Origin of the sequence: Alcanivorax nanhaiticus (genome assembly GCF_000756665.1) — a bacterium.
Taxonomy (GTDB): domain Bacteria; phylum Pseudomonadota; class Gammaproteobacteria; order Pseudomonadales; family Alcanivoracaceae; genus Alcanivorax; species Alcanivorax nanhaiticus.
This window is the reverse complement of sequence record NZ_ARXV01000017.1, coordinates 1-24,013: the sequence shown is the minus strand read 5'-3', so window position 1 is coordinate 24,013 and position 24,013 is coordinate 1. Positions and strand designations below refer to the sequence as shown.

Genomic DNA, 24,013 nt, shown 5'->3' with positions numbered 1-24,013 from the left:
TGGCATGACATGAATTTCTATCATGCCGGCTTTTCAAAACCTGTTCTGACTACATTGCGCCAAAACCTGTGGCTATGGTCCTGAGTGTGCGGATAATTATCAGGAAGTCTAGGCTTGGTGATAGGTGCTTAATGTAATAAAAGTCGTTTTCGACTTTCTCGCGAGTGCTCTCTGTGTCGGTCGCATAACCTTGGTTGACCTGCGCCCAGCCTGTAATGCCTGGCCTTACAATGTGGCGATAGCTGTAATAGGGTACTTCTTCTTCAAACTTTTCCACAAAGCCGGGCTGTTCTGGGCGCGGGCCGATTAGGCTCATGTCACCTTTCAAAACATTAAAAAACTGCGGCAGTTCGTCTATGCGGAATTTGCGGATAAAGGCGCCAAGTCGAGTAATGCGATGAGCGTCTTTATCGGCGAATTGTGGTGCTGCATTGGCGTCTTCAAGTGGGCGCATGGACCGAAACTTGTACATGCTGAAGACGCAGTTGCCCTTGCCAATACGTTGCTGAATAAAAATCGTTGAGCCTGGTGAGTCGAGGCGAATCAAGATGGCAACAATGATGCAAACAGGCAACAACAGTGGGGCAACGGCCAAGGTCACCAGAATGTCAAAGGCGCGTTTGGCTGCCAAATAAACCGGTTGAGGCTGCAGGTTTGCCAGATCTGTGCTCTGCAGGGTTGAAAGATTTACCTTCCCATCGAGGGATTCCGTAACTTTACGGGCATTAAAGACTGGAATTCCTGAGATATTGCAGTGACTAATAAAGCGGATCCAGTCAGGTTCCAGCTCTGCATCCATGTCCACTACAATACCGTCGAAGCGGCTCCCACCAAGGTCCGGTTCTTTCAAAACACGATATTCCATATTTTTGGCATTGCGAGGTAGTAGGGCCTCAATGTGCTCGGTGGGAACAAAAGCCACCTTCAGTTTCTTGAAGCGCTGAGTTATCGCGACGGAGAGCATCTGGGTGGTGAGCAGAATACAAACGCCAATTACCAGTGAGCTACGTGCGTATTCCAGTCTTAGTAACAGTACCACGGTGATCACTAGGGCCACGGCGACTAGACTGGTCCCCAGCATATGAGAAATGGCTTTGCCGCCTGCAAATCTCGCGATGTTTTTGCCAAGGTAGATGCTGATCACGTAGCAGAGAGCAAGCAGGCCGAGCGTGATGACCTGATTATCGTTTTGTACCCAAGACTGGTAACTGATGAATTGGGCACCCAAGGTAATGCTCGCCAGTGCCAGGAGGTGGCCGATCACTGAGTTGAGTAAAACACGCTCATACCAGCGGTTGTGGCGAGAGGGGGAGAGTGTGATCGGATCCTGATGCATGCTCAGCTCATTCTGGGTCGGCAGTGACAAGGCCTGTCTCCGTGTCGGGTGACTGTCAGGCAGGAGGGGATTCTACCATGCTGTCGGGTATCCACAATTCCAAGGTGGTCTTCAGGGGGGGGATTTGGTTCAGGGCTTCAAAAAATGGCTTTTGAGCGTGACCAACTTGGGAGAATTGAGCCTCACGAGTTGCCCATGATTAACAATCGACTGCAGGACAACCAATCATTGGGCAAAGAAAAAGGCCAGTACCTTACGATACTGGCCTTCTCTGTTTGGCTCCGCCTGCTGGGCTCGAACCAGCGACCCAATGATTAACAGTCATTTGCTCTACCAACTGAGCTAAGGCGGAATGTCTTGAGGCGCGTATATTAGTGACGCACCTGGGGGTCGTCAACACCCCCGTGGTGCGTTTGCCGATTATTTAGCCAGAGCTTGCTCAATTCGGCGGATGGCTTCCTTCAATGTGTCCATGCCAACGGCAAAAGACAGGCGCATGCAGCCCGGTGCGCCGAAGGCGGAACCCGGTACCAGTGCCACTTCTGCGGTCTCCAGCAGCAGGGCGGCCAGGTCGGTGTCGGTTTCGACGCCGTCCATGTTGGCAATGGCTTCGGAGAAGTCCGGGAAGGCATAGAAGGTGCCGTCACCCTGGACGCATTTCACGCCGGGGAGGGCATCCAGAGCAGCAGTCAGATAGTCGTGACGCTCCTTGAAGTGCTTGACCATCTCGTCTACGCAGCCCTGATCGCCTGCCAGCGCCGCTTCGGCGGCTGCCTGGCTGATGGAGGCCGGGTTGGAGGTGGACTGGGACTGCACCTTCTTCATGGCCGCAATCAGCTTCTGCGGGCCAGCGGCGTAGCCGATACGCCAGCCGGTCATGGAGTAGGCCTTGGAGACACCATTCATGACCACGGTGCGGTCGTACAGCTCCGGGGTGGCGTTGACGATGTTCACGAACGGCTTGCCGGTCCACAGGATGTGCTCGTACATGTCGTCGGTGGCGACGATGATGTTCGGGTGCTTCTTCAGCACTTCACCCAGGGCGGCCAGCTCTTCAATGGAGTAGGCCATGCCGGACGGGTTGGACGGGCTGTTGATCACGAACAGACGGGTTTTCGGGGTGATCGCGGCTTCCAGCTGCTCGGGGGTGATCTTGAAGCGGCTGTTTACGTCGGTTTCGAGAATCACCGGCACACCGCCCGCAACCAGCACCATGTCCGGATAGCTTACCCAGTAGGGGGCAGGAATGATGGCTTCGTCGCCATCGTTCAGCAGGGCCAGGGCCATGTTGAAGAAGGACTGCTTGCCACCGCTGGAGACCAGGATCTGGTTGGCTTCGTAGTCCAGGCCGTTATCGCGCTTGTACTTGTCGATAATGGCTTTTTTCAGACCAGGAGTGCCGTCGACCGGGGTGTATTTGGTCTTGCCGGCGTTGATTGCTTCGATGGCGGCTTGCTTGATGTGATCCGGGGTATCGAAATCCGGCTCACCTGCGCCCAGCCCAATAATGTCTTTGCCCTGCGCGCGAAGTTCACCGGCTTTGGCGGTGATGGCCAGGGTAGGAGACGGTTTGATGCGTTGTACGCGGTCGGAAAGGCTGATATCGGACATGCACTCCTCGTTCGTCATAAAGAGTCGTATGGCTGCGCTTTTGGCGCAGAAAGGGGCCGGCATTTTACCGGACTTGGCAGGGAATGTCCCGTATTTCCTGTGGGGCGGGAGGGGCGGTGTCGTGTTGTATGCCGTTCGGGGCGGGGCTAATCGCGGTCGAACGACCGCTCCCACAGGTGAGTTGGAGCGATCACGCTTTTGCCATGCCAGCTCTGCTACACTAGGTGCCGATTTTGAAACCGTGATTCTGCTGCCTTCCCCAAGATGGCGGCCATCAGGATGCCTCCATGTCTGAAAGCCTGTTCAAGCTCCATTCCGATTACCAGCCGGCGGGTGATCAGCCCACGGCCATTGCCCAGTTGATTGAGGGGATCAATGATGGTCTGGGTCATCAGACCCTGCTGGGGGTAACCGGCTCGGGCAAGACGTTCACCATGGCCAACGTGATCCAGCAGACCGGGCGGCCCACCATCATCATGGCGCCCAACAAGACGCTGGCGGCGCAGCTGTACGGGGAGTTCAAGGAGTTTTTCCCGGAGAATGCGGTGGAGTACTTCGTATCCTACTACGACTACTACCAGCCGGAAGCCTATGTGCCGAGCTCGGACACTTTTATCGAGAAGGATGCCTCGGTGAACGAGCAGATCGAACAGATGCGGCTGTCCGCTACCAAGGCGATTCTGGAGCGCCCGGACACCATCATCGTGGCGACGGTGTCGGCCATCTACGGTCTGGGCGATCCGGCCAGCTATCACGCCATGGTGCTGCACCTGGTGCGCGGCGACAGTATTGATCAACGGGATCTGCTGCGCCGTCTGGCGGAGTTGCAGTACACCCGCAACGAGATGGATTTCCGCCGGGCCACCTACCGGGTGCGTGGCGACGTGATCGATATTTTCCCGGCGGAAGAGGAAAAGGAAGCGGTTCGCATCGAGCTGTTCGATGACGAGGTGGAGTCCATCAGCATCTTTGATCCGTTGACCGGTGAGGTGATCAAGCGGGTCAGTCGCATCACTATTTACCCCAAGAGCCACTATGTGACGCCCCGTGAGGTGGTGCTGAAAGCCATCGACATGATCAAGGCAGAGCTGGACGAGCGCCTCAAGGAGCTAAAGGAGCAGAACAAGCTGGTGGAAGCCCAGCGGCTGGAGCAGCGCACCCGGTTCGATATCGAGATGCTGCAGGAGCTGGGTTACTGCAACGGGGTGGAAAACTATTCCCGACTATTTTCCGGCCGCGCCCCTGGCGAAGCGCCGCCGACCCTGTTCGATTACCTGCCGGAAAATGCGCTGCTGATTGCGGACGAGTCCCACGTGACCATTCCGCAGCTGGGAGCCATGTACAAGGGCGACCGCTCCCGTAAGGAAACCCTGGTGAACTTCGGTTTCCGGTTGCCCTCTGCCATGGATAACCGCCCGCTCAAATTCGAGGAGTGGGAGCGGCTGGCGCCGCAGATGGTGTTCGTGTCGGCCACCCCCGGCCCCTATGAAGAGAAGTACGCCGGCCAGGTGGTAGAGCAGGTGGTGCGTCCCACCGGGCTGGTGGACCCGCAGATCGAGATTCGTCCGGCGTCTACCCAGGTGGATGATTTGCTGGGTGAGGCGAAGGAGGCCATCGAGAAGGGCGAGCGGGTGCTGGTGACCACGCTGACCAAACGGATGGCGGAGGATCTCACCGAGTACCTGGGCGAGCACGGCATCAGCGTGCGCTACCTGCATTCCGATATCGACACCGTGGAGCGGGTGGAGATCATCCGCGACCTGCGGTTGGGCAAGTTTGATGTGCTGGTGGGCATCAACTTGCTCCGTGAAGGCCTGGATATGCCGGAAGTGGCGCTGGTGGCCATTCTGGATGCGGACAAGGAAGGTTTCTTGCGCGCCGAGCGCTCACTAATCCAGACCATCGGCCGGGCGGCCAGGAACGTGAATGGCCGGGCGATTCTCTATGCCGACAAGATGACCGGTTCCATGGAGCGGGCCATCGAGGAAACCAACCGTCGCCGCGAGAAGCAGGAAGCGTTCAACAAGGAACACGGCATCACCCCGCAGGCCCTCAACAAGAAAATCCGCGACATCATGGATGACAGCGGTGGCAGCCAGTTCGACCGCAAGGCGGGCAAGGGCAAGCACAAGAAGGTGGCGGAGGAAGCGTCGCCTTACGAGGCCATGTCACCGGCGGAAGTGGCCAAGGAAATCCAGAAGCTGGAAGCGAAGATGATGGAACACGCCAAGAATCTGGAATTCGAGGATGCAGCGGCGACAAGGGACAAGATTCATCAGCTGCGTGAGTTGGGGTTTATGCGGTAAGTGAACAGTTAACAGTGAATAGTGAACAGTGCGCGTTAAGCGTTTGGGGTTCCTGAAACGTATGAGGCCGCGCCCATGGGTTGGGCGAGGCCTCTTTGCTTGAAGACTAATGCAAGCGCGGCTCGCGCCGCTGTTAACTGTTAACTGTTCCTTGTTCACTGTCACTGAGTTGTTCCACCCAGATCAGCGTCCCCGCAATCACCGCTACTGGCATGATGAACAGGTTCACCAGAGGAATCATGGTCAGGCCCATGACAACGGCACCGAAGGTGAGCACCAGCCAGCGCTTTTTCTGCAGGCGTTGCAGCATCACCTCAAAAGGTACCTGACGGTTGTCTGCACCAAAATCGATGTACTGCATGCCGAGTAGCCAGCCGGACCACAGGAACCAGATGGCAGAGGCGAAAATGTTGATCACCGGAATGAAGTAAATCACCCCAACCACGAACAGCACCAGCAAGGCGCGCCATAACCAGTACCAGGTTTTGCGCAGTTCCCGCTTGAAAGTACGCACGATCATGGCGGGGATGGATTCCTCCGGCATGGGGTGGCCGGTGACCTGAAAATCCACTTTTTCCGCCAGAAAGCCCATGAAGGGGGCGGCGATCAGCTGGACCCCGATGGAGAAGATGCTGGCGAACAGGGCCAGCAACAGGATCCAGACCAGAATGATGGCGGCGTCGAGCATGAATTCCAGGGCGCCGTTAAGGAAGCTCCAGAAGCCAGTGAAAGCCCAATCGGCGGTGGAAGCCGCAATCCAGCCACTGATCCAGCTGCCGCTGGCCCAGTAGAGGCCGCCAAAGACCACGATGTTAAAAATCAACGGAATGATGACGTAGGGGCGGAGTTCCTTGCTGCGGGCCAGGTCCAGGCTGCGTTTCAGGTAACTGATAGCATCGGCGATTTGGGACACGTTCAATCCTTGATCAAGAGCAGCTGCCAGCTTTGCGCTTTCCGCTGCGAGGAAAAGACAGGTTGTGCAGAATGGTACCTGTCGGGTCTCGTGATGCACAGGGTGGGGAAAAAGCGGCAAGCCACAAGCTGCAAGAAAAAGCGCAGGGGAGGGGGGGGGCTGTAGGAGCGCCAGTTATTCGCTTTGCTCGGTGAGGCGCGAATTCTGCGGTGATGGTGGTCCTCACCTTCGTGAATTGGCATCTGATGATATGTCATCGCACCATGAGACGTGCGTGTCCTCGCCGGACGGGCCCAAAGGGGTGTAGCGCGACACCCCTCTGGACTCCCCCGCGCCCCGACTCCGTTCGGCCTGCTCCGCAGGCACACTCCGGTACTCGCCCTGTGACGGACGCAAAAAAGACTCGCTCCGCTCAGACAGGTTTTTTGCTCTACGCCGTCACAGGGCTCCGTTCCTCGACTCACTCTAACGGGGATATACGGTGCTGTTGGCAATGGCGTTCTTTTCTCGCCCAAACGCTTAAGGCTGCTGTGGGAACGTAGCGCAGCGGAGTAACGCACGTAGTGCGGCCCCGAAGGGGTGAGCGCAGTGAATAACCTGCCTGCAAGCGATCCGAGCCTTGGCGAGGAAAAGGGAAGTCACGAGTCACGAGGAGCGAGTTTCGAACCCCAATACCCGCCGCCGGGGTGTTTGCCTTTCGAAACTCGTGACTCGTAACTCGCTTCTGCTCCAATCGCGGTGGAACCACCGCTCCCACAAGACCGGGGGGCACCGTTAAGGCGGGGCTGGAGCCCGAAATCATCAAATCCGGTAAAACCGCCGCCGGTTTTTGGCATGTTGCGTGCTGCGTGAAGCGTGTTGCGTCGCTTATCGGTATTGTGCCTGATGAATTCGGCTGCGGTTGTCGCTAGACTTACTCCTTTTAAATGCCCGCGGTGCGCCGTAACGGCTTGAGGGGGCGGCGAAAGTGATTGATTTCGCCCAATTTTTGGCCAGCTGGCCCGAGTTTAAGCAAACACTATGCGACTGAAATCCATAAAACTGGCCGGGTTCAAATCCTTCGTGGACCCTACCACCACCAATTTCCCGGAGAATCTCACCGCGGTGGTGGGGCCCAACGGGTGTGGGAAGTCCAACATCATTGATGCGGTGCGCTGGGTAATGGGCGAATCCTCCGCCAAGCACCTGCGTGGTGAGTCCATGGCGGACGTGATCTTCAATGGCTCCAATGCCCGCAAACCGGTGGCCCAGGCCTCCATCGAACTGGTGTTCGATAACTCTGATGCCACCGTCACTGGCGAATACGGCAAGTTCAACGAGATTTCCGTCAAGCGTCAGGTCACCCGGGACGGCCAGTCCAACTACTTCCTTAACGGCACCAAGTGCCGCCGCAAGGACATCGCCGACATCTTCCTGGGTACCGGTCTGGGCCCGCGCAGTTATGCCATCATCGAGCAGGGCATGATTTCCCGCCTGATCGAAGCCAAGCCGGAAGAGCTGCGGGTCTATATTGAAGAAGCCGCGGGTATTTCCAAGTACAAGGCGCGCCGCCGCGAGACCGAGAACCGCATTCGCCGCACCCGGGAAAACCTGGAGCGTCTTACCGATATTCGCGAAGAGCTGGGACGTCAGCTGGAGCGCCTGAGCCGTCAGGCCAGCGCGGCCGAGAAGTACAAGCAGCTGAAGGAAGAAGAACGCCTGAAAGGGGCGCAGCTCAAGGCCCTGCGCTGGAAAGGGCTGGATACCCAGGTGAAGCAGCTGGATCACGTGATCGGCGAGCTGGACGTGTCCATGGAGGCGAAAATCGCCGAGCAGCGTCATGTGGACGCGGAAGTGGAGCGCCTTCGCGAGAAGCACCATGAAGTGCAGGAACGCTTCAACGAGGTGCAGCAGCATTTCTATGCCCTGGGTGCCGAGGTGGCGCGTCTGGAGCAGAACATCCAGAACCAGCGCGAGCGCAAGCAGCAGTTGTACGAGGAGCTGGACCAGATCAATGCCAGTTTCCGCGAGTCTGACGAACACCTGAAGATGGACACCGAGAAGGTGGCCGAGCTGGATGCCATTCTGGCCGAGCGTGAGCCGGAACTGGAGATGATCAGCGAACAGCAGGAAGCCTCCAATGAGGCACTGGCGCTGGCGGAAGAAGCCATGCAGGCGTGGCAGCAGGAGTGGGAAGAGTTCAACGGCAAGTCTGGCGAGTCCCGCCGGCAGGCTGAGGTGGAACAGTCCCGCATCCAGCATCTGGAGAAATCCCAGGAGCGCCTGAACGATCGCATCGAACGACTCAAGAAAGAGCAGGAATCCCTGGATGCCGGTCCGTTGGCCCAGGAAATGCGTCAGCTGGAAGAGCAGGTGGAGCAGTTCCATGCCCAGCGTGAGGAAAGCGAGCTGCGCAGCGAATCCCTGCAGGAAGAAATCAACCAGATGCGCCGGGAAAACGGCGACCGTGGCCGTCAACTGGAAGAGGCCCGTGAGAAACTGCAGACCCTGAAGGGCCGCCGCACCTCGCTGGAAGCCCTGCAGAAAGCGGCCATGGGCGATGATGGTGCGGTCAGCGACTGGCTCAACCGTCATGAGCTGGATGATGAGCCACGACTGGCCGATCAGGTGCAGGTGGCCGAAGGCTGGGAAAAGGCCCTGGAAGCCGTCTTGGGCGATGCCCTGCAGGCGGTGGCCATCAGTGGCCTGGATCAGGTCAGCGACTGGCTGGGCGATCTGAGTCATGGCCGTCTGGCGCTGGTTGGCCCTGCCGCGGTGAAGGGTGAGGGCAGTGTCACTGACCTGCTGCGCGACAAGGTGGACGGTCAGGTACCGGAAGGCCTGCTGGCCGGGGTCTACGTGGCAGACAACCTGGATGCGGCGCTGACTCTGCGTGGTCAGTTGGCTGCCCACGAATCCGTGGTCACCCGTGACGGCATCTGGTTGGGCCCGGACTGGCTGAAGGTGGCCAAAGAGGAAGATCAGGAAGCCGGTATCCTCGAGCGTCGCCGCGAGCTGGAAAGCCTGGAAGACGAAATTGAAACCCTGCAGGTCACTGTCGATGAGCTCAAGGAGCAGCTGGAAAGCACCCGTGAGCAGATCGGTGAGCTGGAGGAAGAGCGCGAGGAAGTGCAGCGCCAGGCGGCCCGTCTGAACCGGGACCTGGGTGAGATCAATGCCCAGGTGAGTGCCCGTCAGGTGCGTCTGGAGCAGATCACCATGCGCCGCGAGCGTCTGGGTCGGGAAATGGAAGAGACCCAGGAGCAGCTCGAGCAGGAACAGGAACAGATGAAGGAAGCCCGTGCGGTGCTGGCGGAAGCGCTGGACCTCATGGAAGCCGACAGCGGCCAGCGTGAGGGGCTGCTGTCCCGCCGCGACGAACTGCGCCTGCGGCTGGACGAGTCCCGCCAGAAAGCCCGTCACGATCGTGATCAGTCACACCAGATTGCCATGGAAGTGCAGGGCGCCAAGACCCAGGCGGACTCCCTGCGTCAGAACCTGTCTCGTCTGGAAGCCCAGGTGCAGGCCATGGCTGAGCGCAAGGCGCTGCTGGAAGAACAGACCCGCGAAGGTGACGAGCCCGGTGCCGAGCTGCAGATGCAGCTGGAAGAGAAACTGGAGGTGCGTCTGGAAGCCGAGCACAAGCTCACCGAGGCACGCCGGGAGCTGGAAGCGGTGGATCATGAGATGCGCAATCTCGAAGGCCAGCGTGGCCAGTTCGAGCGTCAGGCGCAGGAAATCCGCAGCACCATGGATCAGAAGCGGATGCAGTGGCAGGACCTGAGTACCCGTCGTCAGACCGTGGCGGAGCAGCTATCCGAGCAGAATTTTGACCTCAAGACCATTCTCGACAACCTCCCGGAAGAGGCTAACGAGAAGGAGTGGGGCGAGGAAATGGATCTGATTGGCCAGCGCATTTCCCGCCTGGGCCAGATCAACCTGGCGGCCATCGATGAGTATGAGCAGCAGTCGGAACGCAAGACCTATCTGGACAGTCAGAACGATGACCTGGAAGACGCGCTGAAGACGTTGGAGAACGCCATCCGCAAGATCGACCGGGAAACCCGGGCGCGCTTCAAGGAATACTTTGACCGTATCAACCGCGGCCTTCAGGAGCTGTTCCCGAAGGTATTCGGTGGCGGTCATGCCTACCTGGAGCTGACCGGGGAAGATTTGCTGGATACAGGGGTGGCAATCATGGCGCGGCCCCCGGGCAAGCGAAACAGTACCATTCACCTGCTGTCCGGTGGGGAAAAGGCGCTAACCGCGCTGTCGCTGGTATTCAGTATCTTCCAGCTCAACCCGGCGCCGTTCTGTCTGCTCGATGAGGTGGACGCGCCACTGGATGACGCCAACGTGGGCCGTTTCTGTAACCTGGTGTCGGAAATGTCTGCAAAAGTGCAGTTTATCTACATCACACATAACAAGATTGCGATGGAGATGGCTGCTACCCTGATGGGGGTCACCATGCACGAGCCGGGCGTGTCCCGCCTGGTTGCCGTGGACGTGGAAGAGGCTGCCGAAATGGCAGCAATGTAAAACGATTTAATGCGGGAATGATGGGGTGCCGCCGATGGGCGGCCTGTCAGCGTAAGCAAGGAAGAAGAGGCAATGGGCCTGAACCTGGAAACACTGATTGGTATTCTGGTAATCCTGATTCTGCTGATCCTGGCGGATGGGTTGCGGCGGATGTTTCGTGAACGTCAGGGGCGGTTGCGGATGCGCATCGACCCGCGTTATCGGGATGCTCCGGAAGAAGAAGACGCAGAAGCATACAATCCAGAAGTGATTGGTGCTGCCCGAGTGGTGCGCCGCAGTGAGCCGCGGGTGTATGCCGATGAGCCGGATAACGAGCCGGATGTCCTGCCGCCGACCATGATGGAGCCGGATGAGGCGGTCAGTGAGGCACGTGCTGTTGAGCAGCAGAGCCTGTTTAACGCTGATGAACCAGAAGACGCGGTGGAAGAACCCGTGTCGGTGCAAGCCGAAGAGCCCATTCCGGAACCCGAGCCGGAGCCAGAACCCGAACCTGAACCTGCGCCCCGCGTAGAGCAACCCGCTCCGCGCCAGGCCGAGCGCCCCCGCGAACCCCAGCCGGTGCTGGAAGTGATCGTGGTACACCTGATCGCCCGCCGTGGCGAACCGTTTGCTGGTGGTGAGCTGTTGCGCATGCTGCTGGAATCCGGCCTGCGTTATGGTCAGATGAATATCTTCCACCGTCACGTGAAAGTGGATGGCAAAGATCAGCTGCAATTTTCCATGGCCAACGCAGTGGAGCCCGGCACTTTTGATCTGGATACCATGGAAGACAAGACCTTTGCCGGTGTGACCTTCTTTATGAAGTTGCCGGGACCGACTGATGCCATCGGTTCCCTGGACAAGATGCTGTCCATCTGCAAGCGCCTGGCCAGCGAGCTCAACGGCGAATTGAAGGACGAACAGCACAGCGTGCTGACCCCGCAGATGATGGAGCACCTGCGTCAGCGCGTTCAGGAATTCGAACGCCGCCAGCGGGTACCGAGTGCGTAAAGGCAGCTACGAGCTTCGAGCTGTCAGCTACGAGTAAAAGCAAAATCGTAGGGCGGAAATTGCTGAAGGCAATCTCCGCCGTTTTTTTGGCGGAGATCGGCTCGCGCCGATTTCCGCCCTACGGGCGAAGCCTCGGGTTTTCGCTGTTAACTATTCACTATTAACTGTTCACTACCTGAAACGTGACGAATAACAACGACCTTTCCCAAAAAGCCCAATCCCTCCGCGACCAGCTCAACGACTGGTCTTACCGCTATTACGTGCTGGATGATCCTGCGGTTCCCGATGCGGAATATGACCGCCTTTATCGGGAGCTGAAGGCGTTGGAAGAAGCGCATCCCGAGCTGGTGACGGCGGATTCGCCGACGCAGCGGGTGGGGGATGTGCCGCTGGATGCCTTTGATCAGGTGCAGCACGAAGTGCCCATGCTCAGCCTCGATAACGTGTTCGAGGATGATGAACTGCGAGCCTTCGACAAGCGTATTCACGAGCGCCTGGATGTGGAGGGTGAGATTGATTACGTGGCCGAGCCCAAGTTGGATGGCCTGGCGATTTCCCTGCTATATGAAAACGGTGAACTGGTGCGGGCGGCCACGCGGGGCGATGGCCAGACCGGGGAAAATATCACCAGCAATGCGCGCACCATCCGTTCGGTGCCACTTACCCTGCGAGGCGATACGATTCCGACCCGGCTGGAAGTGCGTGGCGAAGTGGTGATGCCGCATGCCGGTTTCGACCGATTGAATGAACGCCAGGAAGCGGCGGGGCAGAAGGTGTTTGCCAACCCGCGTAATGCCGCGGCAGGCAGCCTGCGCCAGCTGGATTCGCGGATCACGGCCGAGCGGCCGCTGGAGTTTTATGCCTACTCCATGGCGCAGCTGGAAGGCGTGGAAGAGCCGGCGACCCATTCCGGCATGCTCGATATGTTGCGTGGCTGGGGCCTGCGGGTGAATCCGGAGGTGCGGGTCTGCCAGGGCGTTGATGAGCTGCTGACTTTCTACCACGGCATTCTCGACAAGCGTGACAACCTGGACTACGACATCGACGGCGTGGTCTACAAGGTGGACAGCTTCGACTGGCAGCGGGACCTTGGCTTTGTTAGCCGTGCGCCGCGCTGGGCCACCGCCCACAAGTTCCCGGCCCAGGAAGAGCTCACCGTACTGAACGGCGTGGACTGGCAGGTGGGCCGTACCGGGGCGCTGACACCAGTGGCTCGCCTCGAACCGGTGTCCGTGGGCGGGGTCACTGTCAGCAATGCCACTTTGCACAACATTGATGAGATCCAGCGTCTTGATATTCGTGTCGGCGATACCGTGGTGGTGTACCGCGCCGGGGATGTGATTCCCAAAGTGGTGCGGGCCATTCCCGAGCGCCGCCCTGACAATACCGAAACGATTTCCCTACCGTCTCACTGTCCCGTCTGTGGCAGCGATATTCTCCGTGGTGAGGGGGAGGTGGTGGCCCGCTGTACCGGTGGCTTGATTTGTGGTGCCCAACAGCGCGAAGCGATCAAGCACTTTGCCTCCCGCCGGGCCATGGATATTGATGGCCTGGGTGACAAGCTGGTGGATGCGCTGGTGGATCAGGAGCTGATTGCCACCATTGCCGATCTCTACCGTTTGAAAGCGGAACAGGTGGCGGGCCTGGAGCGCATGGGCGAGAAGTCGGCGGATAACCTGATCGCCGCGTTGGAAGCGTCGAAAAAGGTCTCTCTCGGCCGATTCCTGTTTGCGCTGGGCATCCTGCAGATTGGCGAAGAGACCGCCAAGAACCTGGCGGATTGCTTCGGGGATCTGGAGACGATTCGTCGTGCGCCGCCGATCCTGTTGTTGGCGGTGCCGGACGTGGGTATGGAAGTGGCCAAGGCCATCGGTGCTTTCTTTGCCGAGGCGGATAACGAAGCGGTGATCGATGGTTTGCTGACGGAAGGTGTGTCGCCGCAGTCCAGCGGTGAACCGTCCGCAGCCTTTACCGGTACCCTGACTCTGGCGCACCTGCTCAAATCCGCCAAGCGTCTGGGTATGGATCTGGAAGGTATTGGCGACAAGTCGCTGGAAACGCTGGCCGGCCATTACAAGACTGTGGCCGAGTTGGTGGCTGGTGCCGCTGAAGGTGCCGGGGCAGAGCCCAAAGGGGTGCGTTCCGGTGTCATGCTGCAGCTGCGCAAGGCGCTGGCTGAGAATGACTGGCAGGCGCGCCTGGAACAGGCGGAAGCCATGGCGGTCGAGCTGCAGGCCCGGGCGCCGGAGCAGGCCGAGAGCAAGCCCCTGGAAGGCCAGACCTGGGTGCTGACCGGTACCCTTGAGCAGTTCACTCGTGACCAGGCCAAGAAAGGTTTGCAGCAGCTGGGTGCCAAGGTGGCGGGCTCGGTGTCGAAGAATACCTCCATGGTGGCAGCGGGGGCTTCTGCGGGTTCCAAGTTGGCCAAGGCTGAATCCCTTGGGGTTGAGGTGTGTGACGAGGCCGCGCTACTGTCCCTGTTTGAAGAGCACGGTATTGACCCGGGAGCATTATGAAAATCCGTCTGATGTTGTTGTTGCTGGTAGGGATACTGAGTGGTTGTGCCGGTACGCCTACCAATACCGACAATGTCTGTTCGGTGTTTGACCAGCGAGGTGGTTGGTTCAACAACTGGTACAAATACGCCAAGAACACCGAAAAGGAATACGGTGTGCCGGTACCGGTGTTGATGGCCACCATCTACAAGGAATCCGGTTTTAACGCCAAGGCCAAGCCGCCGAGAACCAAGTTGCTGGGCTTCATCCCCTGGAAGCGTCCTTCTACAGCTTACGGTTATCCTCAAGCGCTGGATTCCACTTGGGATCACTACAAGGACGTTACTGGGCGCCGAGGCGCGGACCGCGATGACTTCAAAGATGCGGTGCAATTTGTGGGTTGGTATCACTACCAGAGCTACAAGAAAAACGGCGTTGCCCGCAACGATACCTACAACCTCTATCTCAATTACTATGCCGGTCATGGCGGTTATGCCCGTGGCACCTGGAAGAATAACCAGTGGATGAAAGGTGCAGCCCAGCGCACCGCGCAGATGGCTAACCAGTACCAGCAGCAAATGCGGGGTTGCGGCAGGGGCTGAGTTCAAAGTTGAAAGTTAAAAGTTGAAAAGGGAAACACCAAAAAACCTCGACGAAGCCGCTGTGGGAGCGGTCGTTCGACCGCGATCCGAGCCTGAGCGAGGTAAGGATTCCAGAAACGCCTTTTGTACCGACTGCACAGGCACCACTTGAGGTGCGAACCTGCTGTGATGGTGGTCCCCACCTTGATGACAAGGTCTCTGCTGGTATTTCATCGCACTATGATAGGTGCGTGTCCTCGCCGGACGGGCTCAAAGGGGTGTAGCGCGCACCCCTCTGGCATTCCGGCCATTCCCCGGTAGGGGAATGGCGCTCCAGCGGGCAAAACATGTTTTGCAAACCCCGCTTACGCCCCCTTGCCCCGACTCCGTTCGGCCTGCTCCGCAGGCACACTCCGGTACTCACCTTGTGACGGACGCAAGAAAGACTCGCTCCGCTCAGACAGGTTTTTTGCTCTACGCCGTCACAGGGCTCCGTTCCTCGACTCACTCTAACGGGGAAGATACCGTGCTGATGGCATTGGTTCATTTTCATGGCTGAGCGCTTGAAGCCAGCAGGGATATGCATGTCCTTAATTAGCCGTTGCAGGGGCTGAGTTGAAAGTTGAAAAGGGAAACACCGGAAAAATGCTACGAAGCCGCTGTAGGAGCTCCCTTCCAGGGGGCGAACCGAGCGACAGCGAGGAACTGCGGTCACGCTGGCTCCTTGGCTCTCTTGAGCACGAGCACCACACTTACAACTAATTAAAACCCTCCCTTCGGTCGCCTCGCTGCGCTCGGTTCGCCCCCTGGAAGGGAGCTCCTACAGCACTGATCTGATGTTGTTGCGGGCGGGTGGCTGTGGGAGCCTGCTTGCAGGCGATCCGGGTCCTGGCGAGGAGCAGGGGAGGATTTTGCCAAACAAACCGGTGAATCGAAGCGCCAAACTTGGTAGGTTAGGCAAACCCTTTATCGCGTTGCATCGTGCAACTTGACATTAGCTCCTGCTGTTTAGGTGTTTCTTGGATAACGAATCCATCGTTTACGGCTGTATCAAACATTTGCCTTTTGGCTCCATTCAGGAGCGCAAGGCCAGCTGTTTTCAAAATCGCAAAGCGATTCGCCAGCTGCCCCAGGCAGATGAGTGGCCGTTCCTTTGTCGCGAGATGTTTACCGTGCCGGGAGACGACCTCATGGGGGGCACATTCCAGACCCAGGTCATTCATTTCGGCATGTCCTACCGTGCGGTGGAATACGAATGGGAGCACTGGATTGCCAAGTTCGAATCCCTGCTCAAGAACATGTACTGGGTGAATGCTGTTGTTCACCTGGAAACCGAATTGTCTGGTTTCCACACCTTCGTGTGGGACAGCGCAGATGTCTGCCACGAACCTTCCGATATGCCCCTCAGGGTACGGTGTGAGTGGGCGCGGGAAGGGGCGATTTCGTAGCAATTAATAGTTAATAATGAATAATTAATAACGTCGTGAGACGGTTTTTCATGTTTTGAAACGCATGAGGCCGCGCCCAGAGTCTGAGCGCGGCCTCATTGCTTTAAAACTACAGAAATCGCTGCTCGCGCAGCTATTAATTATTCATTATTAACTATTAATTGCCTCTTCCGCCTGCTCCTTCCCCATCACCGACACGCTCTCCGTGGCTTCATCAAACACCACAAAAGCGTAGCCTTGCTTCAGTTGCTGACGGACCTGTTCCACCTTGGTGCTGGTGGCGATTTCGTGGTCGCCGTAGTCGGTGCCGTCACGGGTGACGAATTCCTCGATGAGGTTGTCGAGGGTGTCGGCGGGAATGTCTTTCCAGGGAACGATGAGAGGCATAGAGATCAGTTAATAGTTAACAGTGAATAGTTAATAGCGAAAAAGTGCGGCCAGGCGGAGGTGTTGTAGCCTTTACCGGGTTCATGCGCGAGTGACGAGTTTCGAAAGGCAAGATCAAAAGAAAGATCTGCAGTGGTATTTGGCTTTGATTTGCGCAACTCGAAACTCGCACCTCGTAACTGTTTTTAGATGATCAACAACTGCACCCCGGCCGCCACAATCACAATCCAGCTGCTGAGCACGCCGAGTTGTCTTGGCAGGTTGGCGCTGGGTTTGGGGAATAGCAGGCCATAGCTGTAAAGGAGTCGCCCGCCGACCAGCAAGATGCCATAGATGTGCAGGGCCGTATCGCTGGCGCCGTTAAGTTCCAGCAGGGCCATCAGGATCAAGGCCAGCGGGACGTATTCCACGGTGTTGCCATGAGCACGGATGGCGCGGCTGCCTTCCTTGTGGCCACCGTCGCCCAGGGAGACATGTTTGCTGAGGCGGAAGCGCACCACATTGGCGGCAAGGGCGATGACGAGGAAGGCGCTCAGGGCGGCGTAAATGGCGGTAATCGGCAAGCTGACAAGATTCATGGTTTCCACTCGGGTTGTTTTCGTCGTTTGCGGACAATAAACCGTTCCGGGGCAAGGGCGTCAACCAGTTGTTGGTCAACGGGTAGCGGTGTGCCGCAGATCATGTCGGCGATCAGGTCGGCACACAGCGGTGTGCCGGTGATGCCGCGGCTGCCATGGGCCAGGTTGAGATACAGTCCCCGGGCAGCGCGGTGCGGGTTTTCATTGGCCAGGGGTAAAGGACCGCACAACGGAAGGAAGTCGATGCTCTGGCAGCGAAATGCGACCCGTCGTTCAGCGATCTCGATGTCTTCGCCGCCCAACTCTTGCCATTGCCCGGGCAGGTAAGTTTTCAGTTGTTGCAGGTTTTCGTCATCGTCGCTCTTGCTCGGTGTCGGGCTGGCATCATGCAGGTTAAAGGTGGCGCCAACGCAGTGCAGCCCGTTGATGGCAGGAGTCAGGTAGCCGCCGTGGCAGCGGGCCTGTTGCCACTGTTTGGAGGCCTCAGTTGCGCGGCAATAGCTGACCTGACCACGAATGTGTTTAAGGGGAAGCCAGCCCAACCCCGGTAATCTGGGAGTGGCACCAGCGGTGCACAGAACGATGGCATCGGCGTGAAGCTGGCCGCCATCGGCGAGCATGGCACGGGCCGGTGCGCCTTCCTCTATATCGGTAATGACAGAGCTGATTAGCGTAATGCCGGGGTGGTTCAGCAGGTGCTTGCACCAGTCCGCCGGACTCAAATAACCGCCGCCCACCAGCTCGACACCAATCCCCCCGACGGGCTTCAGCAGTTCCTCTGGCCAGGCGCCACTGTCCATGGCCTGGGTGATCTTGGCTTTTTGCCGGTCGTCTACGAAGTGCTGGACCACGCCGTTCAGCCGGCCTTGCTCTGGTGACGAGGGAAAATCATGGTGCTGTAGCCATCGCAGGGCATGGCTGTAGCTTTGCTGATAGAAGCGGTTTTGCGGTGTCAGGTGGGCGCTTGGGGTGCTGTAGACCACCCCGGCCAGATTACCGGAAGCATGGGCGGCGATGCCTGCGGGGTCGGTGACGATGACCTGGCAGCCCCTTTCGGCCAGCGCTCGGGCGGTAGTGGCGCCGGCCAGACCCGCGCCCACGACCAGCACGCTTGGGGAGGTCTGTTGTCTTGCCGGGATGTCCGTCGTCGTGCTGTCTGTGCTGAACGTGCCGGTGAGCATGTGACGCTTGTGACCGAAACCGTTGCGCTTTTCCATGCGGAATCCCGCTTCTTGCAGGCCGCGTCGAACGAAGCCGGCTGCAGTAAAGGTGGCCAGGGTGGTGCCAGGGCGGCTGAGCCTTGCCAGTTGGGAAAACAGGGCAGACTGCCACATGTCCGGGTTGCAGGATGGAGCAAAGCCATCCAGAAACCACGCATCCACCGGGTGATTGAACAGCGGCCAGAGTTGCTCCGCCTCACCGTAGAGCAGGGTCAGGCTGATGGAATCATGCAGCTGCAGGCGGTGCAGTCCGGGGGTGGGTGCCGGGTATGCGGCCAGCAATGCAGCGGCCAGCTCGGCTAACTCGGGCCAATGGGCCAGGGCGGTACGCAGGTCATCATGACGCAGGGGGTGTTTTTCCACCGAAACCAGATGCAAGCGAGCGCCTGCTGGTGCAGTGGCGAGAAACTGTTGTGCCGCGAGCAGGCAGTTAAGCCCGGTGCCAAAGCCGGTTTCACCGATGACAAAGTACTGGTCAGCTTGCAGGCCGGAAAAACGTTCGCTCAGCCGGTTGCCATCCAGAAAGACATAACGACTTTCCGCCATGCCATCCTGACGGGAAAAATACGGATCATCGTAGTCGGAGGCCACGGGTGTGTTTTCCTGCCATTCGATATTGGCAGGCTGGATGGGTGAGAAGGTGGGGAGAGACATGAGCTACTAGCTTCGAGTTGTGAGCTGCCAGGGACAAGCTACAAGCCTCAAGCTGCAACGCGAATCCGGGGCTGTCATGTGGAGAGCGCTGGAGCCGCGACGGAAGCGAGACGAGTGTCCACTGTAAAAGGTGAAATATACAGGCTAGAGGCGTTGGCTACGAGCTACGACTGGAAAGCCCGGTAAAGTTTCCGAGTTTCTGCATTTCTACGAAGCCACTGCAGGAGCTCCCTTCCAGGGTGCGAACCGAGCGACAGCGAAGAACTGAGATGCAGCTTGCCGCTATTCCTGTGCGGCCTTGAACTCTGCAAGACAGCGCTTGGCCTGTTGCTGCAGCCAACGACTATTCTGCTTATAGCTGGCATTGCTGATGCGAATGAAGCTGCCATCGACCATGGTGATCACCAGAGACTGGTTCTGGATGGGTTTGTTGGGTTCAATCCAGCGCATTTGGGCTTGGGCTGCGGGTTGGCCTTCCAGATCCAGAAGTCCTTCACTAAGGATTGAGAGGGCGTTTGCCGGATTGCTCAATGCCCGTTGTACGCGCCGTTGCCGGGTTTCGCTATAGTAGCTGGCCACGGCGCGTTCGGGAGTCATGGATTCCCAGCCAGCGGGAAGGTTGCTGAGTACCAGCTGCAGTGTCTCTTGGCGGTTTTCGCTCATGTAGCGGAAAGTGCGTGCCGCGCCGGAACTGATTTCGCCGTCCAGCTTCAGCCCTACCAACGTTTGCGGAATCGTGAAGCGAGACAGGTCACTCTTGTCCTGAGGCAGGGCATGGGCAACCTCATTGACGGAAGCCGGGTCTGCGGCCAGTGGCGGTAATTTCCTGGCGACGCCACGATTGTCGGTGCTTTCACCTTGTTGTCCGGCAGTTTGGCAGCCAGAAAATGCCAAACAGGCTGTAATAAGCAACAAATAGCAAACTTTTACAGTATTGGGACGCAGAGTGGTGCAATGTATTGTTGTCATTAGGGATGTGCTGTTGTCGTAGTGTATTTCGCAACGATTAATCATGAATACTAGCCCTTTTCGGGATGGGCCGATGGATAGACCATCACATAATGGACTGCATACAGGAACGGCCATGGCATTGTTGTTTGCCATTGTGACGGTGCCTTTCCTGATCGCCATGGTGTTGATTATCCAGCATCGGATAGAGATTCTTGATGCCAATGCGGGAATGCGCAAGGACTTGGCGTTATTCGAGAGTGGGCTGGAGGCATTGCGTCCGTTGCAGGACATGCGTGATCTCGCTCCGGTGGCGATTCATACCCAGGACCCGGAAATTCTCTCCCGCTATGCGTTGAGCCGGGCACGTACGAGTAGCCGCATGGCGGCATTTCTTGACTCGATTCGTGAACGCAACCTGCCGGCGCTGAACGATCAGGCGGGCCTGATCAGCGAGAGCTGGGCCGGACTGACTGCCAAGACCGGTATTCCCATCGAGGATGTGTCCGGCCCCTTCGATAATGTGAATCAGGTAGCTGACCGGGTGGCCAACACCTTGTCGACCATCCTTTATATCTCCGATATGTCCATTGGTCCGGGACTCCAGCCCAATGAGGTCCTGTCTTTACCGCTCAATTCCTTTCGTCAGAGTGAAGAAAATATCGGCCTGATACGAGCCCTGGCTCTGTATGTCAGCTTGAGGGGAGGTTACCTGGGGGATAACGATGCCCGTCGGCTGGAAAATGCCTGGCAGCAATTGCAGCGGGAGCTGGCCATTATTGATGGCGAGGTCAAGGCGCTTGCCGCCCGCACAGGGGCGGTTCAGCTGCAGCAACAATGGCGACTGGTGCGGCAGGAGTTACAGCATTTTCTCGACTGGACCGAGAACGAGTTGATTCTTGCGCCTCAGGTGATAATGACTTGGGATCAAGCCTACGATCGTAGTCGCCATTCCATCCAGTCGCTGGATGGCATGTCGGAAATGCTGCTGGCACTGGCCGACAGTCTGCTGGTGGCGTCCCGTCAGGATCAGATTAACGAGGGCATTCTGCTGGTGGCGGGTGTGGTGATGGTCTACCTGCTCGTGCTCGGGTTGGGGATGATGGTTTACCGCAACAACTCCAGAGCGATCAGTGCCAGGGCGGAAAGCCAGGCAAAGGACCTGTTTCTGGCACGGATGAGTCATGAAATCCGGACGCCCCTGAATGGTGTTATTGGTTTGGCCGAGCTGCTGCGTGAGACGGACCCATCACCACGTCAGCGTGAATACATCACCCTGATTGACAGTGCAGGCCGTACTCTCAGCGCCTTGATCAACGACGTCCTGGATTTTGCCAAGATTGAAGCGGGCAAACTGGAGCTGGTGAATGAGTCGTTTGATTTGCCCGGCCTGTTGGTAGAGTGCGCCCAGATGTTCCAGCTCTCCGCCAGCGACAATGAGGTGCTGGTGCTGCTGGATGTGGACTCCAATACGCCGTCTACAGTGTTGGGTGATGAGGTTCGATTACGGCAGGTACTGATCAATTTGCTGGGTAACGCGGTCAAGTTCACCCGTGGGGGCAGGGTGGTATTGTCGCTGGCCTGCCGCTATTCCCCTGGTCAGGCCCCCTTGTTGACGTTTGCGGTCACGGATACCGGGATTGGTTTGAGTCAGGAAGAGCAATCACGCTTGTTCCAGCATTTTTCCCAGGCATCACCGGATACCTCCCGACGCTTTGGCGGAACGGGGCTGGGTCTGTCCATTAGTCATGAGCTGGTGAGTCTGATGGGGGGCGAGATTCGGGTGGATAGTTCGCCAGGACGAGGGGCCAGATTCAGCTTCAGTGTGCAGCTGCCGGTGGATGAGGCGGCGTTCCCCATGGCCGACATGGCGGCTCCACCGTCCCTGCTCTGGGATGTACAGGGCAATCTGGCCGACTGGATCAGCAATGACGCGCGTTTTCAGAAAGTACGTTGCCTGGCAGAGCCTGAATCCATGGAGATGCTGGCGATGGAGCCTGGTCTCAACTTGCTGATCAATGGCTTGCCTTCACAGGATGCGCTGGAGAAGGTGCTGGAATTGCTCGACACCTACAGCCCACAAAGTTCGGTGATTCTGATGCTTGGCATGCGCAGCGAGATCCCGGACGGGTTACCGGACACCTTGCGTCTGCTGCGCAGGTCGGTGCTCACTGTGCACGAGCTGTTGCACCTGTTCACGGGGGGGATTCCGGTTGGCGGAGCCCCTGTCAATCGGGACGCTGTTGCTTCGATCGAGCAGTTGAATGTATTGGTGGCCGAAGACAACCCGATCAACCAGTTGGTGACTCAGGGCTATCTGGAAAAACTTGGGGTGGAGCAAGTGGTGATGGCTCCCAATGGCCAGGCTGCTTTAGAAGCGTTTCAGGACAGTGTCACGCCTTTTGATCTGGTATTGATGGATCTCGATATGCCAGTGATGGATGGTTTTGCCAGTGCTGCGGCCATGCGGGCATTCGAGGAGCGGTACGGTCGCTCCTCTTGCCTGATTCTGGCGTTGAGTGCCCATGCAGTGGACGAACAGGCTGGCGCCATTCGCCGTGCGGGCATGGATGGCCAGATCATCAAGCCTTTATCTCTGGCTGCCATGTCTCAAGTGCTCTCCGATTATCTGGGCTTCAGGGCATAAGATATTCAAGGTAATCCTGCACCATGACGGGCAGCACTGGGCCACTGTAGACCAGCGCTGCAAGCCCCAGCAGCAGGCTCCCATCCACGGCCCAGGCCGCATTTCCTCGTAGCAAATGGACAAGAAGCCCCATTGTGGCCAACAGTGCACCAGAATAGACACAGCCCAGGCTCACCAACTGTAGAGACCACCTGATATCCAGAACACCAATTGTGAGGCCACACAGGGTGAGTGCGATTGCCGTCAGGCTTAACGGGCTGAGAGAGGCTTTATTGCGGCTGTTGGCGTGGGGCCGGTAGACGGTATCGGGCATGATGATAACTGACATAGAGACACTCTCTTGGTGGTCCAGCCTCCTTGCTGGAACGGTTTGGGTAAATAGTTGTGGTGCTTTCTGGCTACAGCAATTTGTATGCCTGCTTCATTCATTTCGGGACGCCGGTGCACTGAAGTCCCTGATTTTGTTGGGAATCTAAGCTTCAGGTATGGCAAATTTATGAACTTGGCCCGAATATCGCATTGCCTTATGTCATAAAAGTTCAACCTTTTTGCATCATGATGGTTACCCAAAGTAATTATTTGTTCGTATAATTGCCTCCCGTAACCGAAGCGTTGGCCCAATCAGAGAACAGAGGGAAGAGTCATGCGGATTCTTGCAGGTGCAGTCTTACTAGCGTGTGCATCCATGTCACAGGCGCAGGTTGACCAATCGGTCGCTGGGCAGCTGTGTCACGCAGCAGGCCAAGACAGTGCTTTGGGAGGTCTGGTAGACAGCCTGATTGAAGCGGATAAGTTTTCTCTAGCGAGCGGCGAGGAATTGCTGTCACTGCAATGCGGCGACGGTGAAACGGTACTGTCTCGCATGGTGATGACGCGCCAGGCAGAGAATCTGGAGTATGCGGTCATCGATATGGGGCTGAGCCTGTCTGCATCTCAGGTAGCGCTGAATGGCGAAACCATGGTGTTGTCCGATGCCATGCAAGCGCTGGCCGCGAAGGCCGATGCGGAAACCCGTGATTTTGTCGAGGGGTATCTGACGGATCTCGCTGACGAAGATTTCAATCCGAACTTGATGCTGTCGTTGAAGTAAGCGTCCAGTCCAAACCAAAACGCCCGGCTATGACCGGGCGTTTTGCGTTGTAGGGCAGCTGCGAGCTACAAGCTACACTCGATTGGATGGAAAACCTTGGAAAAGTTCACGGGTTTCTGCATTTCTACGAAGCCGCTGTAGGAGCGAGCCTGCTCGCGATCCGAGCCTAAGCGAGGTAAGGATTCCAGAAACGCTTTTGGTATCAACTGTAGGCGTGCCTCCCGAGGCACGGAACTGCGGTAATTGTGGTTCCCACTTGGGTGACTTTGCATCTGATGATATGTCATCGCA

At 57.8% G+C, this 24,013-nt stretch carries 16 protein-coding genes and 1 tRNA gene; 8 read left to right on the top strand and 9 right to left on the bottom strand.

The genetic code is table 11. The annotated features are described in order from the left end of the window. Window positions 1-49: 49 nt before the first annotated feature. From Y5S_RS16405 to Y5S_RS16395, 3 genes are all read right to left on the bottom strand, one after another. Complete coding sequence (locus Y5S_RS16405; RefSeq protein ID WP_231552727.1) at window positions 50-1,366, bottom strand: sugar transferase; 1,317 nt, start codon at window positions 1,364-1,366, stop codon at window positions 50-52. Between the two features lie 246 nt (window positions 1,367-1,612). Continuing rightward, window positions 1,613-1,688, bottom strand: a tRNA-Asn gene (locus Y5S_RS16400). Window positions 1,689-1,756: 68 nt separating this feature from the next. Next, entirely contained in the window at window positions 1,757-2,947 is a 1,191-nt protein-coding gene (locus Y5S_RS16395; RefSeq protein WP_035234569.1) for a pyridoxal phosphate-dependent aminotransferase, read from the bottom strand. Window positions 2,948-3,234: 287 nt separating this feature from the next. On the opposite strand from Y5S_RS16395, the gene uvrB reads away from it, so the two are divergent. After that, on the top strand, window positions 3,235-5,253 hold the full coding sequence (gene uvrB, locus Y5S_RS16390) for an excinuclease ABC subunit UvrB (RefSeq protein WP_035234568.1): 2,019 nt from the start codon (window positions 3,235-3,237) through the stop codon (window positions 5,251-5,253). Window positions 5,254-5,386: 133 nt separating this feature from the next. Here the strand turns inward: uvrB and cysZ are convergent, their stop codons facing one another. Continuing rightward, window positions 5,387-6,166, bottom strand: coding sequence for a sulfate transporter CysZ (cysZ, locus tag Y5S_RS16385; protein ID WP_035234567.1), 780 nt, complete (start codon window positions 6,164-6,166; stop codon window positions 5,387-5,389). A 1,020-nt stretch (window positions 6,167-7,186) separates the two neighbouring features. Here cysZ and smc point away from each other — a divergent pair. From smc to Y5S_RS16360, 5 genes are all read left to right on the top strand, one after another. Beyond that, the gene (gene smc, locus Y5S_RS16380; RefSeq protein ID WP_035234566.1) at window positions 7,187-10,684 is read left to right on the top strand and encodes a chromosome segregation protein SMC; all 3,498 of its coding nucleotides are present in this window, start codon (window positions 7,187-7,189) and stop codon (window positions 10,682-10,684) included. A 72-nt stretch (window positions 10,685-10,756) separates the two neighbouring features. Next, entirely contained in the window at window positions 10,757-11,674 is a 918-nt protein-coding gene (zipA, locus tag Y5S_RS16375) for a cell division protein ZipA (RefSeq protein WP_035234565.1), read from the top strand. Between the two features lie 182 nt (window positions 11,675-11,856). Beyond that, entirely contained in the window at window positions 11,857-14,190 is a 2,334-nt protein-coding gene (gene ligA / locus Y5S_RS16370; RefSeq protein ID WP_035234564.1) for an NAD-dependent DNA ligase LigA, read from the top strand. Continuing rightward, window positions 14,187-14,771, top strand: coding sequence for a transglycosylase SLT domain-containing protein (locus tag Y5S_RS16365; RefSeq protein ID WP_035234563.1), 585 nt, complete (start codon window positions 14,187-14,189; stop codon window positions 14,769-14,771). The genes ligA and Y5S_RS16365 overlap by 4 nt, the downstream gene beginning before the upstream one ends. Before the next feature lie 998 nt (window positions 14,772-15,769). Continuing rightward, window positions 15,770-16,198 (top strand): hypothetical protein, encoded by a 429-nt coding sequence (locus Y5S_RS16360; RefSeq protein WP_035234562.1) that lies wholly within the window; start codon window positions 15,770-15,772, stop codon window positions 16,196-16,198. 150 nt (window positions 16,199-16,348) lie between these two features. Here Y5S_RS16360 and Y5S_RS16355 read toward each other — a convergent pair whose 3' ends face one another. From Y5S_RS16355 to Y5S_RS16340, 4 genes are all read right to left on the bottom strand, one after another. Further along, the gene (locus tag Y5S_RS16355) at window positions 16,349-16,585 is read right to left on the bottom strand and encodes a YheU family protein (protein ID WP_035234560.1); all 237 of its coding nucleotides are present in this window, start codon (window positions 16,583-16,585) and stop codon (window positions 16,349-16,351) included. Between the two features lie 185 nt (window positions 16,586-16,770). Beyond that, complete coding sequence (locus tag Y5S_RS16350; RefSeq protein WP_035234558.1) at window positions 16,771-17,163, bottom strand: MAPEG family protein; 393 nt, start codon at window positions 17,161-17,163, stop codon at window positions 16,771-16,773. Next, on the bottom strand, window positions 17,160-19,037 hold the full coding sequence (mnmC, locus tag Y5S_RS16345; protein ID WP_035234556.1) for a bifunctional tRNA (5-methylaminomethyl-2-thiouridine)(34)-methyltransferase MnmD/FAD-dependent 5-carboxymethylaminomethyl-2-thiouridine(34) oxidoreductase MnmC: 1,878 nt from the start codon (window positions 19,035-19,037) through the stop codon (window positions 17,160-17,162). The genes Y5S_RS16350 and mnmC overlap by 4 nt, the downstream gene beginning before the upstream one ends. Before the next feature lie 282 nt (window positions 19,038-19,319). Then, on the bottom strand, window positions 19,320-20,006 hold the full coding sequence (locus Y5S_RS16340) for a hypothetical protein (protein WP_035234554.1): 687 nt from the start codon (window positions 20,004-20,006) through the stop codon (window positions 19,320-19,322). A 115-nt stretch (window positions 20,007-20,121) separates the two neighbouring features. On the opposite strand from Y5S_RS16340, the gene Y5S_RS16335 reads away from it, so the two are divergent. After that, window positions 20,122-22,632 (top strand): hybrid sensor histidine kinase/response regulator, encoded by a 2,511-nt coding sequence (locus tag Y5S_RS16335; RefSeq protein WP_231552726.1) that lies wholly within the window; start codon window positions 20,122-20,124, stop codon window positions 22,630-22,632. Here the strand turns inward: Y5S_RS16335 and Y5S_RS16330 are convergent. Then, on the bottom strand, window positions 22,622-22,960 hold the full coding sequence (locus tag Y5S_RS16330; RefSeq protein WP_035234553.1) for a hypothetical protein: 339 nt from the start codon (window positions 22,958-22,960) through the stop codon (window positions 22,622-22,624). The genes Y5S_RS16335 and Y5S_RS16330 overlap by 11 nt on opposite strands. Window positions 22,961-23,317: 357 nt before the next feature. On the opposite strand from Y5S_RS16330, the gene Y5S_RS16325 reads away from it, so the two are divergent. Next, entirely contained in the window at window positions 23,318-23,722 is a 405-nt protein-coding gene (locus Y5S_RS16325; RefSeq protein WP_231552725.1) for a hypothetical protein, read from the top strand. Window positions 23,723-24,013: the final 291 nt, after the last annotated feature.

What these genes read in the sequence shown, in the direction of transcription:
- Y5S_RS16340 (WP_035234554.1), bottom strand. Translation starts at nt 20,006, where the DNA reads ATGACAACAATACATTGCACCACTCTGCGTCCCAATACTGTAAAAGTT.
- Y5S_RS16395 (WP_035234569.1), bottom strand. Translation starts at nt 2,947, where the DNA reads ATGTCCGATATCAGCCTTTCCGACCGCGTACAACGCATCAAACCGTCT.
- Y5S_RS16350 (WP_035234558.1), bottom strand. Translation starts at nt 17,163, where the DNA reads ATGAATCTTGTCAGCTTGCCGATTACCGCCATTTACGCCGCCCTGAGC.
- Y5S_RS16330 (WP_035234553.1), bottom strand. Translation starts at nt 22,960, where the DNA reads ATGTCAGTTATCATCATGCCCGATACCGTCTACCGGCCCCACGCCAAC.
- Y5S_RS16335 (WP_231552726.1), top strand. Translation starts at nt 20,122, where the DNA reads ATGGCATTGTTGTTTGCCATTGTGACGGTGCCTTTCCTGATCGCCATG.
- smc (WP_035234566.1), top strand. Translation starts at nt 7,187, where the DNA reads ATGCGACTGAAATCCATAAAACTGGCCGGGTTCAAATCCTTCGTGGAC.
- Y5S_RS16365 (WP_035234563.1), top strand. Translation starts at nt 14,187, where the DNA reads ATGAAAATCCGTCTGATGTTGTTGTTGCTGGTAGGGATACTGAGTGGT.
- mnmC (WP_035234556.1), bottom strand. Translation starts at nt 19,037, where the DNA reads ATGTCTCTCCCCACCTTCTCACCCATCCAGCCTGCCAATATCGAATGG.
- Y5S_RS16325 (WP_231552725.1), top strand. Translation starts at nt 23,318, where the DNA reads ATGTCACAGGCGCAGGTTGACCAATCGGTCGCTGGGCAGCTGTGTCAC.
- Y5S_RS16355 (WP_035234560.1), bottom strand. Translation starts at nt 16,585, where the DNA reads ATGCCTCTCATCGTTCCCTGGAAAGACATTCCCGCCGACACCCTCGAC.
- uvrB (WP_035234568.1), top strand. Translation starts at nt 3,235, where the DNA reads ATGTCTGAAAGCCTGTTCAAGCTCCATTCCGATTACCAGCCGGCGGGT.
- zipA (WP_035234565.1), top strand. Translation starts at nt 10,757, where the DNA reads ATGGGCCTGAACCTGGAAACACTGATTGGTATTCTGGTAATCCTGATT.